The sequence below is a fragment of the Chitinophaga sp. LS1 genome (assembly GCF_034274695.1).
In the GTDB taxonomy this organism is placed as follows: Bacteria; Bacteroidota; Bacteroidia; order Chitinophagales; family Chitinophagaceae; genus Chitinophaga.
The window spans coordinates 5,249,493-5,266,034 of record NZ_CP128362.1 but is presented as its reverse complement, the minus strand read 5'-3'; the positions used below and the strand labels follow the sequence as shown (position 1 = coordinate 5,266,034).

The 16,542-nt window shown below is 44.1% G+C and carries 11 protein-coding genes; 6 read left to right on the top strand and 5 right to left on the bottom strand.

Features of this window, described 5'->3' with window-relative positions; translation table 11 throughout:
• Positions 1 to 119 precede the first annotated feature (119 nt).
• From QQL36_RS21640 to QQL36_RS21625, 4 genes are all read left to right on the top strand, one after another.
• The gene (locus QQL36_RS21640; RefSeq protein WP_083722850.1) at positions 120 to 1,031 is read left to right on the top strand and encodes a helix-turn-helix domain-containing protein; all 912 of its coding nucleotides are present in this window, start codon (positions 120 to 122) and stop codon (positions 1,029 to 1,031) included.
• A 204-nt stretch (positions 1,032 to 1,235) separates the two neighbouring features.
• Positions 1,236 to 2,267, top strand: coding sequence for an efflux RND transporter periplasmic adaptor subunit (locus QQL36_RS21635; RefSeq protein ID WP_321566730.1), 1,032 nt, complete (start codon positions 1,236 to 1,238; stop codon positions 2,265 to 2,267).
• A gap of 18 nt (positions 2,268 to 2,285) precedes the next feature.
• Complete coding sequence (locus tag QQL36_RS21630; protein ID WP_321566729.1) at positions 2,286 to 6,641, top strand: efflux RND transporter permease subunit; 4,356 nt, start codon at positions 2,286 to 2,288, stop codon at positions 6,639 to 6,641.
• A gap of 12 nt (positions 6,642 to 6,653) precedes the next feature.
• Positions 6,654 to 7,211, top strand: coding sequence for a TetR/AcrR family transcriptional regulator (locus QQL36_RS21625; protein WP_083722853.1), 558 nt, complete (start codon positions 6,654 to 6,656; stop codon positions 7,209 to 7,211).
• A 54-nt stretch (positions 7,212 to 7,265) separates the two neighbouring features.
• On the opposite strand, the gene QQL36_RS21620 is transcribed toward QQL36_RS21625, so the two are convergent.
• The 5 genes from QQL36_RS21620 to QQL36_RS21600 all read right to left on the bottom strand — a co-directional run bounded on the left by QQL36_RS21620 (position 7,266) and on the right by QQL36_RS21600 (position 14,411).
• Entirely contained in the window at positions 7,266 to 7,859 is a 594-nt protein-coding gene (locus tag QQL36_RS21620) for a hypothetical protein (RefSeq protein WP_321566728.1), read from the bottom strand.
• 88 nt (positions 7,860 to 7,947) lie between these two features.
• Entirely contained in the window at positions 7,948 to 9,924 is a 1,977-nt protein-coding gene (locus QQL36_RS21615) for a PAS domain S-box protein (protein WP_321566727.1), read from the bottom strand.
• A 106-nt stretch (positions 9,925 to 10,030) separates the two neighbouring features.
• Positions 10,031 to 11,059 carry an LLM class flavin-dependent oxidoreductase gene (locus QQL36_RS21610; protein ID WP_083722856.1) on the bottom strand — a complete coding sequence of 343 codons (1,029 nt, stop codon included), beginning with the start codon at positions 11,057 to 11,059 and terminating at the stop codon, positions 10,031 to 10,033.
• Between the two features lie 116 nt (positions 11,060 to 11,175).
• Positions 11,176 to 13,380 carry a helix-turn-helix domain-containing protein gene (locus QQL36_RS21605; protein ID WP_083722857.1) on the bottom strand — a complete coding sequence of 735 codons (2,205 nt, stop codon included), beginning with the start codon at positions 13,378 to 13,380 and terminating at the stop codon, positions 11,176 to 11,178.
• A 116-nt stretch (positions 13,381 to 13,496) separates the two neighbouring features.
• Positions 13,497 to 14,411, bottom strand: a complete 915-nt coding sequence (locus tag QQL36_RS21600; protein WP_083722903.1) for an S-adenosyl-l-methionine hydroxide adenosyltransferase family protein — start codon at positions 14,409 to 14,411, stop codon at positions 13,497 to 13,499.
• Between the two features lie 526 nt (positions 14,412 to 14,937).
• On the opposite strand from QQL36_RS21600, the gene QQL36_RS21595 reads away from it, so the two are divergent.
• Both QQL36_RS21595 and QQL36_RS21590 read left to right on the top strand, forming a co-directional pair.
• On the top strand, positions 14,938 to 15,447 hold the full coding sequence (locus tag QQL36_RS21595; protein ID WP_083722858.1) for a DUF4402 domain-containing protein: 510 nt from the start codon (positions 14,938 to 14,940) through the stop codon (positions 15,445 to 15,447).
• A gap of 258 nt (positions 15,448 to 15,705) precedes the next feature.
• Positions 15,706 to 16,527 (top strand): molecular chaperone, encoded by an 822-nt coding sequence (locus QQL36_RS21590; protein ID WP_083722859.1) that lies wholly within the window; start codon positions 15,706 to 15,708, stop codon positions 16,525 to 16,527.
• Positions 16,528 to 16,542 lie beyond the last annotated feature (15 nt).

The window sequence follows — 16,542 nt, the reverse complement described above, 5'->3', positions numbered from 1 at the left end:
AATGAAAATTAACCGGAATCAAACCGACTTTTAGACCAGTTTTGCCGACTATTGAACCTTTTGGTTTAAATTTATAATCAGAACTTTACATCCGGATTCAAAGACCACAATTATGAAGCATGGCAGGTAAAAAACAGGGAGCGAATGTTTACAAACATTCAGAACTCGTGCAGGATGCAGAAATTGACTTGAAGTCAACCGTACCCGGTTTTGCGGTCAACTGCAATCTCCGGTTCATGGACATCCCTGCATTGCGGAACAATTTCCGGTCTGACTTCCTGGGCATCATTCTCGTTGTTAAAGGTACACTCACTATCTCCATCAACCTCGAAGAACATATTATGGAGCCTAACAGCCTCCTGCTCGCCACACCACACGCACTGAAGCAGGTGATTGCAATGGATGACAATGCCATACTCTGCGGTCTCTCCGCCACCATCGATTTCATGGGCAAGATCTTCGCAGATAAGCTACTCGATCTTATGAACTACTTTAGTACGAAATATTGTCCTCACTGGCAACTGGAAGATAAAGATGCTAACACTATTGCCAACACCTTCAATTTGCTCCTGCATCGTACTGAAGAATACAATACTCATACCTACGGTAAGGAACTCTTCTATCATGCCTTCGCCAGCCTACTGTACGAACTGGGCGGTATGGGACAGAAGTATGCAAGGATCAACCACGCCGACTTTTCCCGCAAAGAAAATCTTGTCATGGCATTTACCTCGCATGTTCAACAGCATTTCAGACAACAACGCAATGTACAGGCATTTGCAGAACTGCTGCATGTAACCCCTAAATACCTGACTGAAACCGTTAAAGAAATCAGCGGAAAAACAGCAGGAGAAATTATTGATCACTTTGTGATACTCGAAGCCAAACGCATGCTTAGCGACACGACACTCAGTATCCTTCAAATAGCAGAAGAACTGAACTTTAGTGATCAGTCCTTCTTCGGAAAATACTTCAAACGATTCGTCGGCCACTCTCCTAAAGAGTACAGACAGATCCAACGAAAATACTAAAGATTAGTGTTACAACACAGTGTAACAGTTGTAGGTTTAAGGAATGGCCGGAATAATCATATTCCGGCCTTGTTATTTATTTCTACTATAAATACTGAACCGACATTCAGACCATTTTTACCGATATTCTAACCTTTTTCTCCGCTTTAATACATCCACCTTTGCCATGTGAAATCATCTGTTCAATTTTCAATTACCAATTTTATGACATTGATTGTAAGGCAGGCATCATTATTTCTAATGGTTACCCTGATGGCTGGCTGTGGCACCAAAGCCGATAAGCAACCACAGTCCGATCCGGTTAAAGTAAAAACCATCCGCATTCAAAAGGATCCGCTTCCTCAGCAGTTAAGTTATTCCGGCACCATCGAAGCTGACAACACCGCCGACATCGGTTTTGCGGTAGCTGGTACCATTAATAACATCAGTGTGCAGGAAGGCGACCATGTGCAACAGGGACAACTGCTGGCCAGTATCGATGCCACTGAATACAACAATGCACTGGCTATTGCAAATGCCTCCCTGGACCAGGCTGAAGACATGTACCGACGTCTCAATGACCTTTATCAGAAAGGAAGTCTGCCCGCCAAAGATTATATCGAAATAAAATCTAAACTCGCACAGGCACAAGCCAACAAAAGTATCAACGCCAAACACATTGCCGATAGTAAATTATACGCACCCATTTCCGGCATTATCACTGCCCGTAAGATAGAAAAAGGTAGTACCGCCGCTCCCGGTATTCCTGCATTCACAATTATCAAAACTGATATTGTCACCGCAAAGATCACTGTACCCGAAACAGAAGTAGGCGCTATCCGCAATGGGATGGATGCCAAAGTATACATTCCAACCCTTGAAGACACCATTCCCGGCAGGATCACCATCATTAATCCACAAGCCGATGCTGTTTCCCGGACATATACCATCAAAATAAAACTGGCCAATAGCAACAACCGGCTGTTACCCGGCATGCTCACTGCTGTATTTATCAATACAGGCAAAACCGTCAACACCATTTCCATTCCTGCTACCGCCATTGTCAGAGATGCAGATGACCTCACTTATGTATACATCGCCAATGAACAACACAAGGCCATCCGCAAAAGGATCACCGCAGGGCTGCTCACCGGCAGCAATGAAGTGATCATCACCAACGGTTTACAGGAAGGCGATCAGCTGATCACAAACGGACAATCACACCTCAAAGATGGAAGCACCGTGACGGTTGAATAATCATTTAAACAAGGCTAAATGAAAAGACAAAGAATCAGCTTTATTGAAGCTGCCATGAAATATAAGCAGGTGACGTTGGTAGCCATGGGTATGCTGCTCCTGCTGGGACTCTATGCCCTCCTGAATATGCCCCGTTCGGAAAATCCAAAGATCGATATGCCTGTCGCCATGGTGTATGCCTTCTATCCGGGTGCCGACGAAGTGCAAATGGAGAAACAGGTAACGAATAAAATCGAACAATTTCTTTTTTCCTACGAAGAAATAGATAAGAAGAAAACAACTTCACAAACGAAAGACGGACAGGTATTCATCACAGTCAACCTGCATACCGAAGTAAAAGACCGTAAGAAGTTCTGGAGCACTTTACAACACGGCCTTAATACAACACTCAGATCAAATATTCCTTCAGGCGTAATTGGCCCTGTAGTCAACAGCAACTTCGGCGATGTAACGGCACAGATTATTACCGTCTCCTCTCCTATCCGCACCTATGCAGAACTGGAGAAGTACATGGATAAAATAGAAGATGGTCTGAAAGTTATTCCCGAAGTCTCCAAGATCAATCGTTCCGGTGGACAGCAACAACAGATTTATGTCACTGTGAATGATGAACAGTTGCAACAATACGGCTTTGATCTGTCCACTATTGTACGCACACTGCAAATGGAGAACGTGACCGGTTATTCTGGAGAAGTAACTGTCAATTCCAATACAATTCCGGTATTTACAAATAGCCAGTACAAAACAGAGAAAGATATTGCTGAACAGATCATCTATACCACACCTACAGGCACTGTCGTAAGACTGAAAGATGTAGCGACCATCACCCGCAGGTACGAAGAACCCTCTTCATACATTCGTGTAGGTAATGACCGTGTATTGATGCTGGCCATCGAAATGCAGCCCGGTAATAATATCGTGCAGTTTGGACATACCGTAGAAAAAAAGCTGGCCGCTGTCAAATCCAAATTACCTGATGACATCCAGATCAACACCATCGTCAATCAACCTGAAGTAGTGGATGAAAGTATCAAACACTTCATGCGTGAATTTGGATTGGCCATCGGTTCTGTAATACTCGTTGTAATGCTACTTCTGCCATTCCGTGTAGCAGCTGTAGCTTCGGTTGCAGCGCCTATTTCCATCCTGATCACATTTGGTATCATCAATATTATGGGTATTGAATTGCACCAGGTTACACTGGCTGCACTGATCATTGTATTGGGTATGGTGGTGGATAATGCCATTGTGGTAGTAGACAATTACATTGAAAAACTCGACGAAGATATTACTCCATGGACGGCGGCCTGGCAGGCAGCAAAGCAGTTGTCTTTGCCTATCTTTACGGCTACACTGGCGATCGTGTTTGCATTCGCACCACTGGCGATTTTTATGTTTGGTATCGCAAAAGACTTTATCGCTGCACTGCCGGTAACAGTAGCTGTCGCACTCATTACCTCTATGGCAGTGGCTTTGCTTGTGACGCCGTATACCTGTTATGTTTTTATCAAACAGGGATTAAAGCATAAGATGAGCAACAGGAGTAATAAACGTAGTCTTTTAGACAGATTGCAGGAGACTTTCAATAAAGGAATTGAAATCGCCTTCCGCTTCCCTAAGATCACTGTATCTATTGCTGTACTGGCGCTGGTGTTGGCACTGGTATTAGCAAGTAAAGTCAGCCAGGAATTCTTCCCGCTGAGTGAAAGCAAACAATTCAATGCAGAGATCTGGATGCCCAATGGCACCTCTCTGGAAGAAACAGAAAAGGTGGTGAAGGCCGTCGAAGCAGAACTGAAGAAAGATAGTCGCGTAGTGAATACCGCCAGCTTTATTGGCACCAGCTCTCCCCGTTTCAATGTGACCTATGCACCAGAGATGCCAAGACGCAATTTTGCACAGGTCTTCATCAATACAGTGAGCAGTGAAGCGACAAATGAATTGGTGGCAAAATACCTGCCCATCTTCGATAAATATCTTCCGGATGGTTATGTACGTCTGCGTCAGTTAAGCATGCAGGAAGGTTCTCCTATTGCGGTACGTATTGTAGGAGAGAATCTGAATGATCAGAAAAAAGTAGCAGAACAGGTAAAAGATATCTTACAACAGGCTGAAGGCACGAACTGGGTACGCTCCGATTATGAAGATGATTATCTTGGCATCAGTCTGAAGATAAAAGAGGATGATGCTGCCCGTCTTGGTATACCAAATCAGGCCATTACCCAAACCATGGGAGCAGGTCTGAAAGGCTTTGCTGTGACACAATTATGGGAAGGCGATAAACCCATACAGGTTTATCTTCGGTTAGATACTGCCAACAGAACGAATTTCAGTGACCTGGGTAATCTGCATATCAATAAAGTTCTGCTAAAACAGGTAGCTGACATCGGGCCTTCCTGGCACACCGGTGTCATTGCACATAGGAACGGATTACGTACACTCACAGTACTCTCCGAAGCACAACGTGGGATAAGGGCGTCCGATATTTTAAAGAAAGTACAACCAGCTATTGCAAAATTATCACTCCCGGATGGCGTGCATATCGAATATGGTGGTGATGCAGAATCATCCGCAGAGAATGCACCAGGCATGGGTTTAGCATTAGGCACAAGTCTATTATTGATATTGCTTACACTGCTCTTTCAGTTTAAAACTTTTGGCAAGACACTAATCATTCTTGCTACTTTCCCATTGAGTTTATTAGGCGCTTTTTTAGGACTATACATTACCGGTAATCCTATGGGTATGACTGCCTTCATGGGTATTATCAGTCTTATTGGAATCGTTGTAAGAAATGGTATCATCCTCGTAGATTATGCAGATGAATTAGTACGAGATCACCACTATAGCATTAAGGCCGCTGCACTCGCCGCCGCAAAACGCCGTATGCGCCCGATATTCCTGACCTCAGCAGCAGCAGCGATCGGTGTCGTTCCAATGATTGTAGGTAAGTCACCACTATGGGCGCCATTAGGGAGTGTATTGGCTTCAGGATTGATCGTATCTATGGTACTGACATTATTCGTCATACCGGTCTTATATTATTTATTCGTACGTCATCCGCACGAGACGACAGGCACACCTGATATTCAATACAAACCAGCCAAAACGGCCTTAATGATAATAGTCTTGATTTGTAGTCCGTTCTTTTTGCATGCGCAATCAGTCACACTTTCGCTGACAGATGCCCGCAAAATGGCACTGGAACAAAACAGGCAAATGAAAGCGGCACAATACGAAATAGATGCCGCCAAAGCAGCCGCAAAATCAGTTGCTGCAAATGCATATCCTACTATAGACGGCTCTGTCACAGGCGTTTACCTGGGCAAACCAATCGGAGGTGCATTCAATGGTTTGATCCCGGATTATTTCGGTAGTGCCATGGTGACCGCTTCAGAAGCCATCTATGCGGGTGGTAAGATCAGGACAGGCAAAGCTGCTGCCAACAAAGGCGTAGAGATCAAAGAAACACAACGTGTGCTCACCAGCTCGCAGGTATTACTCAATGTAGAAACTGCCTACTGGCAGGTGATACAGGTGCAGGAAAAGATCATACTCGCCAACCGCTTCAGAGACATGCTGAAAGTACTCCACCAGGATTTGCAAAACTCTTATGATGCAGGTCTCATTTACAAGAATGACCTGTTAAGAGTGGATGTCAACCTGAATGAAGCGGAACTCAACATTACCAAAGCAGAAGACGGCCTGGTACTCGCTAAATTACGTCTTGCACAACTCACCGGTATGGCAGGCAACACAAGCTTTATCATTGCAGACAGTATCTCAGGCGATTTTCAGACACAATCTTTACAAAGTAATGGAAGTGATAAAAGACCGGAGATCCTCTTATTAAATCAGGCGATCGAAGCAGGTCAACTGCAAAAGCAACTCCTGAAGGCAGAGTCACTCCCCACTATAGGTGTTGGTTTCAGTGGTCTTGCCACCGCCGGCAAAGGCATCAATCTCAAAGATGGCAGTGATTTCATGGGCTCCTATTTTGGAATAGCCAGCATCAGCGTGCCCATTTTTGACTGGGGTAAAAAGTCCGGTAAAGTCAAAGAACAAACCCTGAAACTTGCTGCACAGGAGCAACAACTCATTGACACGAAAGAACTGGTAGATCTGGAAATACAACAGGCATACCTTGCACTGAATCAATCTTCCCGCAAGGTAAATCTCTCTTTACTCTCCTTGCAACAGGCAGATGAGAACCTGAAACTCGCCACTGACCGCTTTGCAGCTGGTACCATCACTGGCAAAGATGTGCAGGAAGCACAGGTCATCTGGCAACAGGCATACAGCAGTCTCATTGATGCAAAGGTGGAATACAAAATCAATGAAGCCAGTTATAAAAAAGCAATAGGTAGTTTATAATACACATATCTAATGAAAAAGGAAATGATACGGATCATGACAATTGCTTCCAGGGTATTAGCTACGCATGGATTACAGGCGACTACCATAGATACTATCAGTAGTCATTGTCAGATAAAAAAACGAGAATTCTATACTTATTTTGAAAGCAAAGAAGCGCTGATACGCGACATCCTTGCCGAATGGATAAGTAAGAGCGGAAAGCATTTGCGCATGATCCCTTCATTTTCCTTTAATGCAGTGATTGAATTGCAAACTTATTTCACCTTTATAGAAGATACGCTTGCTATGCTTACTCCCACGGTTATCGCTGAATTACAGAATGATTATACGGAACAATGGTTGAGGTTGTCATATTTTCGTGACTCAGAAATCTTCCCTTTTGTGGTGCGTAATATAGAAAGAGGGTTATCAGAAAACATCTATAAACCCGACATAGATAAATTCTTGCTGACAAGGTTATATTACTATCAGGTACAGGCTGTTTATCACGACAATTCACTATTACATGAAATGCACCGCATATTCATCCACGGTATAGTCAATAGTAAAGGGTTACATTTTACATAAAATAAAAAAGCGCTTTTGCCTTTCGGCAAAAGCGCTTTTTCGTATATACGTCTGTTAGTATTGTACCTTCACATCAGCGATAATATGATCTGAAGCCAGGCTCTTTACCTTCACAATCCCCTTTTTCCCGTTTCCATTCTTAAAGAACACCAGTAGTGGCAGATCAGTCGCGCCAAAAGTATTTTCATCATTTGTCACATACAGCTTCTTTAAAGTCACCGCATGTGTCAGAGTATCAAAAGCAGATACTGCAAAGGTATCAGCAGGTACATAATTGCGCACCAGCGACGTCTTTGCACCTGTAATATCCAGATCAAAAGAAGCATCATCAGGACTCAGGAAATTCATCTGAATTGTTCCGAGATAATTGAACGCAAGGTCAATATATTTACCCATCGTATCAGGAATCGCATTGTCTAAATAAACAGTTCCTGTGTAGGATGAGAATACACGTCCGTAATTACTGCTATTGGGGCTCCAACCAATGTTAACATCCTGGAAGGTGACAACGCTGTCAGCTCCGGTAACCGGGGTTGTTGTTACGGTAGTATCGGTATTATTGTCTGTACCACCCTCTGTAGCCCCTTCTTTAGTACAGGCTGAGATTGCAATCGCGATCATTAAAACCGGCAGCAAAAGTTTCTTCATAGGAAAGGATCTATTATTTATTACAAAAATATGAATATTTTATAATAAATATGTAATATATGAGCAGAAAGCCCGAATTCGCTGGCTATCAACTGGTAAAAACTGGTAAGATCACAATAAATGTAGCTCCCTTCCCCTCTTCTGACTCCGCATAGATCACTCCATGATGCGCGGTCACGATTTTCTGACATAGGGCCAGTCCGATACCGCTGCCTTCATATTCGCCTCTTCCGTGCAGACGCTGGAAAATTACAAAGATCTTTTTCGCATAGGTAGGTGCAAAACCAATACCGTTATCAGTTACCCGGATCTCGCAGTATGGCATTCCATTCTGCAGCTGCGGATGTTCCGCTACTTCCAGGTCGGATAAATGACGGCTGCGGATCTTTATAACCGGTTGTTTATCCAGCTGGGTAAATTTCAGTGCATTGCTCAGGAGGTTATGAAAAAGCTGTGTCATGTGCAACGGAATACCCTGTACGGTGCATAGGGCATCCATCTCAATCATGGCATCCTTTTGCTGAATAAGTATATCGAGGTCAGCGACTACCTGCTGGATGGTTTTATGTAGATCTACGGCTTCGAACAGGTGATCCTGGCGGGATACCCGTGAAAAGGCCAGCAGGTCCTGGATCAGTGTAGTCATGCGGGTAGCGGCATTCCGGATGATACCGAGATTGCGCATACCGGTTTCGTTCAGCTGGTCCTGGTATTTATCCTGCAGGAGTGCAGAGAACATATTGATCTTACGCAGCGGCTCCTGCAGATCATGGCTTGCCACATAAGCAAACTGCTCCAGGTTCTGGTTCACAATATTCAGGTCGATATTGGCCTTTTTTAGCTCGCTGGTGCGCATTTCTACCATGCGCTCAAGTTCTACCTTATTTTCAATCTGTTGCTGGCGAATCACCTTTTCCTGTCGAAGATCGCGGGAAATAGTGGCTTTACCTTGTGAGACCCCGGTTACAGTGTCCAGCACACGCATAGTAGTCACAGATACCGGAATCGCTTCTCCGGTTTTAAAATGACGGTAGTTCAATTCGCCGGACCAGTGTCCTTTTTCAAGTACAGCTGTATTGATTTCCTGCATAATGGCCTCCATCACTTCCGGGAAGAGAAAGTCGGTATTGAACCTTTTCGCATCTTCCAGGCTATCTAATCCAACGAGTTGAAGTCCGGCAGGGTTTACATAAGAAACGATGCCTTCTTCATCGGAGAGGCTCACAAAATCGCGGCTGTTTTCTAACAGGGCCAGTAACTTCTGTTGCTCCTGTTTTGCCTTCAGGGCAGGTCGCAGATCGCGGAGAGTGGCCCCGCGGCCAATAATCTTGTCAGACCCTGCATCCTGGATGGCGATAAAGTCGGCATAACAAGGTATGCGCTCTTTCGTCACCATATGCTGGACATGAATATTGCCGGACCATTTTCTACCTGCGAGGAGGTGAGTATATACTTCTTCACCCATGAACTGGAAATCAGCAGGGTGAAAAAGGTCTTTATTGACAAGTGTAGTAATATCCAATTCATCAGAAATACCAACCAACCTTTTGCCAGCGGTATTCATATAGAAAAAGCGTCCCTGGTTATCGGCAGCGGCCATGTAGTCAGGGCTGTTTTCGACAAGGGCTATCATCAGCTCTTCCCTTTCCCAGTCTTCGATTTCTTTCGTAATATCCTGTGCGGTGCCTGCAAAGCGGTAGGCAGTGCCATCGGGATGAAAATAGGATTTTCCCTTACAATCAAGCCAGCGAACCTTTTTATCCTGCGCACCGATGGTACGAAACCGGGCGAAATAGTCTCCGCCGCTTTCGGGTTGTAAAGCATTGGTGACTGCCTGATCAACCCTGTTTTTATCATCAGGATGAATGTATTTCAGGACGTCCTGGTATTCAATCACATGCTCTTCCGGAAACCCAAACAGTTCCCTGCAGCGATCGTCCCATTTTACTTCCTTTTTCAAAGGGTCCATGTTCCAGGTACCCAATCCGGCTGACAGGAGTGCAAAGCGCATCCATTCTTCATTATTATTCTCCCTGAAGTTGCCAGTTTCTAATTGCTTTTCCATGCGTGTGAGCAGTACGTTTAAATTCTACCTGGCATCTGATATAGGAGCCACCCGACATACTACAACAAGTATACCGGATAATACGCGTATTATGTATTATTTTTTTTTAATCAGTATTCCTGGTTTCGAGTTGGAATTGTTCTGCTAGCAGCTCATATGAACGGAAACGGTCCTCAGCTTTGTCGGCCATAGTGGCAATGACAATCTCATCTACCTGATAATCATCGGCCAACTTCGTCAATTTCATTTTCACATTTGAAGGTGTACCTGAAATCATACGGGCTCTGTTGGCCATCACGCGTTGCCATTCCATATCGGTATATTCATAATCTCTCACCTCTTCCCAGGTGGGATAAACGTCAAATTTGCCCTTTTCAAGACTGAGAAGACGGTAGTCCATCATAGCTTGTAGTTCATCTGCTTTCTCCTGAGTATCAGCGCAGAAAACGAAGATACCCACGTTGGCTTCCGGTTGAGCAAGGAAGGTAGAAGGCTGGAAACGGTCGCGGTAAGTCCTCACTGCCTGCGGACCACCTACCGGGTAGATAAAGTGAGCAAAGGATAAAGCCCAACCCTGCCTTGCAGCGAGGAGTCCACTTTCCCCACTGCTGGTCAACATCCACAAACCGGGGAAGGTGTCGATATGGGGGATGGCTTTTACCTTTTCGTGAACGGTGCCAAGGGCATCGCTATCGGTGAGGTAGCCTTCAAGATCGTGAATTTGCTGTACGAACTCTCTGGGTTCGAAGCTGTTGGAAGGATTGAGTACATGTGCGGTGAGGCGGTCGCCACCGGGAGCACGGCCTATACCGAGGTCAATACGGTTGGGATAGAGGGCTTCCAGCAGACGGAAGTTTTCCGCAACTTTCAGGGTGCTGTGGTTGGGTAGCATAACGCCACCGGAGCCAAGGCGGATGTATTTGGTAGCAGCTGCCAGGCGGGCGATGAGTATTTCAGGCGCGGCACCGGCGAGTGCGCGGGTGTTGTGGTGTTCGGAAAGCCAGTAGCGGGTAAAGCCGAGGCGGTCCGCCAGTTTGGCTAATTGTATGGATTCCTGGAGGGCTTCAACTGCGTTGGAGCCTCTGCGGATGGGAGATTGATCTAGTACACTGAGTCTTATTTTCCTGTCTGACATATATTTTAGAATTATCGTTCCAAAATTAAGGAATAATAATGATTGTGTGTTTAAAAAATTAACGTTCTTAGGGCTTGGTGCATATAGCAAGCCCTAAGAACGTTAATGCCTGTTATTTATTCTTTCTCAGTTACCTTCTTCCAATACTGTTGCACAGCTCTAACTTCGCCCCAGCTTACATTATCTCCCAATCTCGCTTTAACAGGTGCAGATGCCGTCACGCCCATTTCCTTTACCAAAGGCAGGATCAGTTGAATCTTTTCCTCACTAAGTACCTGTTTCAGTTCCAGCTCTCCCTGCCCGATAGCATCAGCCAGGTGGCTTTCAATAGTACTCACGGCCAGATTTCTGGCTGTTGCAATATCTGCTAATGACTGCCCTGCCTGGAACATCTCTACGGAATCTCTGCGACTACCACCTGTTTCCCGTTTTTTTGCCTTTTCTTTTTCCTTTTCCTTTGCAGGCGTACGCATCGCTGCATAATCCGGTAGTCCTTCGCTAAAACGCAAATCACCATAACTGGCATTTACGAATCTAAACAACCGGTTCCACAGGAACTCTTCCAGCATCATCAGCTGGGCTGTATATTTCTTAATCTTTGGAATATCCTTTACCAGTTCCAATTCCCGTCGGATAGGCTGAATAAGTCCTTCATACATATCCTGCGTAAAATAAGCCACGGCCTTGGTCACTCTTTCCCTTAGCAATGTAGTATCCCCATCAGTCAGCAATTGATCCAGCAAAGGTTCTAACTGCGTCCGGAAGCGGTTCCCTACATCCTGTAGCTGCGTCGCTTTTAGTTGCAGGTTACGGCTCAGGGTGAGGGCACTCTCCATTCCATTCATCTTCTTATCTCTTAGCCAGATAGCGTGTAATTGTAGTTCAGATGCAATTTTTCCCGCACTGAATAGCTTTATTAGCTGTGCCGCCCAAAACACCAGTTTCTCCTTTTCCAGGTTAGCAAAGAGGCGGCCTACTTCAGTTTCCCTGTTAGAATAATCCAGTACCTTTTCATCCGTACGGATTGCGCCGGGATGAATCCGGGTATTGAGTACAAGGCCTTCCAGTGAAGTACAACGGCTGAGCGCCACATAAACCTGCCCGGGGGCAAATGCATTGCCGGCATCAATAATTGCTTTTTCGAAGGTCAGACCCTGACTTTTATGAATGGTAATGGCCCACGCTAACCGGATAGGGTATTGCGTAAAACTGCCAACTTCTTCTTCCTCAACAGTACCTTCTGTTTTATTCATTGAGTACCGGATATTACGCCAGGTCTCCTTTTCCAGCACCAGTGTTTCATTACTGCCGGCCAGTACGACTACAATTTTATTATCATCGATCACACGTTCTACAGTAGCTAGTTTACCATTGAAATAACGACGTGGCTCTGCCAGGTCATTTTTGATAAACATCACCTGTGCACCGGGTTTGATTTGCAAAAGCATATCTGTAGGTAGCGCCTTATCACTGAAATCTCCTTTTATTTCACCAGTGAAGCGATAGATCTCCCCTGGCATATTTGCTAGTCGTGCGGCATTGATTTCATCTGCACGGCGGTTGTGTGTAGTGAGTACGATATACTGATCACCTTCTCCGGTAAACTGCGGATCATAGCGTTCATTCAGGGTTGTAATCCCTTCCCAGTCAAGCGTACAGTTACGCACGCCATTGAGTATATCAATGAAAGTACGTTCATTCTGCCTGTAGATCTTCTTCAGTTCGATATATATTGGCGGTGCCTGTTGCAAGACACGTGCATGAAAGAAGAACACGCTTTCATAGTGTCCTTTCAGTAACTGCCATTGATCGTCCGGCATCACGGGTGGCAACTGAAACAGATCCCCTATATATAGTACCTGCACACCGCCGAATGGTACCAGTGGCTGGTTACGGAAGTGACGTAGAATAGCGTCAATGGCGTCCAGTGTATCGGAGCGCACCATGCTGACCTCATCAATGATGAGGAGTTCCATTTCCTTGATCAGTTCCTTTTTTTCATAATTGAAACGGATATTCCTGAAAAGAGCATGCGTATCCGTTACGCCATTATCTACGCCGAACAGGTGTGCACCTGAAGGGACATATGGGCCAAAGGGCAGTTGAAAAAAGGAGTGCATGGTCACACCTCCCGCATTGATAGCTGCTACGCCGGTAGGCGCAACAACGACAGTATTTTTAGATGTGTTTTCTCTGATGTATTTGAGAAAAGTTGTTTTACCCGTTCCGGCTTTTCCGGTCAGAAAGATATGACGGTTTGTTTCGTTTATATAATTTGCCGCCAGGTGAAACAGGTCATTGGTATGATCCGGTTGTGGCATAAGCTGGTGCTACGATGAGCTGATTTTTTAATGTTTTGAATGACCGTGAAATTAAGCAAAAAAGTGCGATAAAAAGTTTATTCATTCTGTTCATTCCTTTTTAGCAATTTTTATGCTTATCCATTTTTTGAACTAATTTCTACTTTCCAATCGGGTCCACTATAAATGTGGTATCTTAAAGAAAAGCTTTCCATGTTCAATGCAAACGATACATTTAGAAGGCTATTGAGATAAGCCAGTGGCGAGCCATCCGGAACTGCGGAAAATGTAGTAACGTAAGGCATATCTCCGGTGTATACTAATGCATCACCATGGAAAATTTTCACATGCAGGGTATCGCCTGTATGTAATTTCAATTGATTAAAAGTAGCACCGTCAATATTGGTCCAGATGTTTCCATACTGAATATCCAGTACAGGAATATTACCGCTAATGACATGATTCCTGTAAACAGGCTCCTGGAAAGGGATACGTACCACGCTATCTGGTAGTTGAGACCCTACCTGTTCAAAGGTGATCGTGCCGGAAGCCAGGCGGGCAGCGGTGTAGGCGTATACATCCCTGCCATGGAAAGTGTAAGATTCGCCAGAGTGCTGACGGCGATTACGGGATTCATCAATTTCTCGAATAGCGGCAATACCCAGTTGTTTTGCTACGAGGGTAAGGGTACCATTATCAGGAGTGACAAAGAAATGGCCGCTCTTTGTTTTTAATACCACCGATTTTCGGGCAGAACCCACACCGGGGTCTACCACAGAGACGAATACAGTACCTGCAGGCCAGTAAGGAGCCGTTTGCTGTAAACGGTAGGCTGCCTCCCATATGTTGTAAGCAGGGATCTCATGCGTAAGGTCAAATAACTGAAGCGCCGGAGATACCCCGATAGCGACACCCTTCATTTCAGCAACGGCCCCATCTTTAAGACCAAAGTCAGTTTGAAAAACGATGACCTTGTTCTGGGCAAAGGCAGAGTGGTGGGCAAGAACAGAGAAGCTGCAATAGGAAAGTGCGAAAATGAGAAGTTTGTTCATGGAAGCTTGCTGAATTAATGACTGATAAGATACCAGGCTGAAGTACATTATACAAATGTAATTATTTGTCTAGTTCGAAAAACAACTGTAAGCTGAGGAATTTGTTTGAATCAGCTAGCAAAGTCAAATGGGCATATAGATAATAAAAATTAAAGACATTAAAATTTAGGGAAATTTGATCAACGAACCGAATTACATTTTGCCAAAGGAGACATTATAAAATAAATAATCAAAATTCCATTTAATGTTTATTCGAATTACGGCTACTATTGGAGCGTGCTTAAGCATTGACTATCAACAAAGTTTTTTTATATATTGGAAAATATTTGTAATATGCATTGTCTGATTATGCAATAACCAATGTTCCGCGAATGCATTCTTTTACCTACATGAGAATGTTAATCAAGCCTATATTCATAAATAATCCACAGTAATAAATCTAATGAGGCCCCTCAACCAGGTGATGAATAATCATGTACTTCCCCATGAGTTATTATTTCTCAACATATAGAAAAATCAAAACAACATGAAAAACAAACTTATCCTTACCACTTTTATGGTGGCTGGTATAGCTACCGGTGTGCATGCCCAGGAAACTGCCTCTGCCACAGCTACCGCCACCATTGTTACACCTATCAGCATTACGAAAGATGTTGATATGAACTTTGGCAATGTTGCCGTTCAATCCACTACGGGTGGTACCGTGGTATTATCACCTGCTGGCGGACGTACCAGAACAAATGGAGTTACCCTTCCAACCACTACCGGAACAGTATCTGCAGCCTCCTTTACTGTAAGTGGTACCGGAGCTTACACTTACACGGTTACATTACCTTCTTCAGCTCATACTATCAGCAGCGGCGCTAATACTATGACAGTAACACTGTTTACCAGTACACCATCAGGAGCCGGTGGTCAATTAACTGCAGGAGAACAAACACTGAATGTTGGCGCCACGCTGAATGTTGGTGCTGCACAACCATCAGGTGTGTATGTTTCAGATACCCCTTTTGATGTAACTGTAAATTATAACTAACCATATCAACCTATACCGGTTACGGTACAGATACCGTACTCAGTACTTTAATTCAATATCGTTTAGTTAAGCATATATAATGCTCGTAACAATACATAATAAGCGCCGTTAGGAGCCCGGTGTTTGAAGAAAACGTGCATAAAATAACAAAACACAGACTCAGCAGGGGTCAATTAAAGAGAATATTATTATATGCTACAAACACGTTGCTCCTAACGGAGCTTAACTAAACGACATTGATTTCCAATTAATTTATTTATGAAATCCATTCTACTTATAATTATTATTGCCTGGGTCTTACCAATAAAAACAATAGCACAGGGAAACCTGTTAATTACACCCGTGAGAGTGGTCTTTGAAGGACAAAAGAAAATGCAGGAACTGAACCTGGCTAATACAGGGAAGGACAGTGCAAAATATCTTATCTCTTTCATGGAAATTAGGATGAATGAAGATGGGACATTTGACAAGATCAATGAACCTGATTCGGGACAACATTTCGCCAGTAGTAATCTGCGCTATTTTCCACGTACTGTTATACTGGCGCCTGGTGAAGCTCAATTAGTAAAAATACAAACGATCAAAACCAATCAGTTAACAGCAGGTGAATACCGCTCTCATATTTATTTCCGGGCTGTACCTCATGAAAACCCTTTAGGTGAGCAGATACCAGCAATGGATTCCGCAGGAATATCAGTAAAACTAATCCCTGTTTTTGGTATTACTATTCCTGTCATTATAAGGATAGGCGCCTCTACTACAAAAGTGACTATCTCAGACCTGGCAATGGATGACAGTATCCCTTATCAATTGAATATGTCATTTACCCGTACTGGTAACTTTTCAGTATACGGGGACATTACGGTCAATTATATTTCTCCGCAGGGAAAAATAACAAAAGCAGGTGCAGTAAACGGGCTGGCCATTTATACTCCAAATACAAAACGCCATTTTCATATGAAGCTTGATAATAAAGCAGAGATTAATTTTCATAAAGGCAGATTACAGGTAATATACAACACTAAGACAGATAACACACCAGCATCGGAACTTGCGCAAACCGAACTCGAATTAAAATAAAGCAGAATAGACCAT

What these genes read in the sequence shown, in the direction of transcription:
- QQL36_RS21640 (WP_083722850.1), top strand. Translation starts at nt 120, where the DNA reads ATGGCAGGTAAAAAACAGGGAGCGAATGTTTACAAACATTCAGAACTC.
- QQL36_RS21635 (WP_321566730.1), top strand. Translation starts at nt 1,236, where the DNA reads ATGACATTGATTGTAAGGCAGGCATCATTATTTCTAATGGTTACCCTG.
- QQL36_RS21630 (WP_321566729.1), top strand. Translation starts at nt 2,286, where the DNA reads ATGAAAAGACAAAGAATCAGCTTTATTGAAGCTGCCATGAAATATAAG.
- QQL36_RS21625 (WP_083722853.1), top strand. Translation starts at nt 6,654, where the DNA reads ATGAAAAAGGAAATGATACGGATCATGACAATTGCTTCCAGGGTATTA.
- QQL36_RS21620 (WP_321566728.1), bottom strand. Translation starts at nt 7,859, where the DNA reads ATGAAGAAACTTTTGCTGCCGGTTTTAATGATCGCGATTGCAATCTCA.
- QQL36_RS21615 (WP_321566727.1), bottom strand. Translation starts at nt 9,924, where the DNA reads ATGGAAAAGCAATTAGAAACTGGCAACTTCAGGGAGAATAATAATGAA.
- QQL36_RS21610 (WP_083722856.1), bottom strand. Translation starts at nt 11,059, where the DNA reads ATGTCAGACAGGAAAATAAGACTCAGTGTACTAGATCAATCTCCCATC.
- QQL36_RS21605 (WP_083722857.1), bottom strand. Translation starts at nt 13,380, where the DNA reads ATGCCACAACCGGATCATACCAATGACCTGTTTCACCTGGCGGCAAAT.
- QQL36_RS21600 (WP_083722903.1), bottom strand. Translation starts at nt 14,411, where the DNA reads ATGAACAAACTTCTCATTTTCGCACTTTCCTATTGCAGCTTCTCTGTT.
- QQL36_RS21595 (WP_083722858.1), top strand. Translation starts at nt 14,938, where the DNA reads ATGAAAAACAAACTTATCCTTACCACTTTTATGGTGGCTGGTATAGCT.
- QQL36_RS21590 (WP_083722859.1), top strand. Translation starts at nt 15,706, where the DNA reads ATGAAATCCATTCTACTTATAATTATTATTGCCTGGGTCTTACCAATA.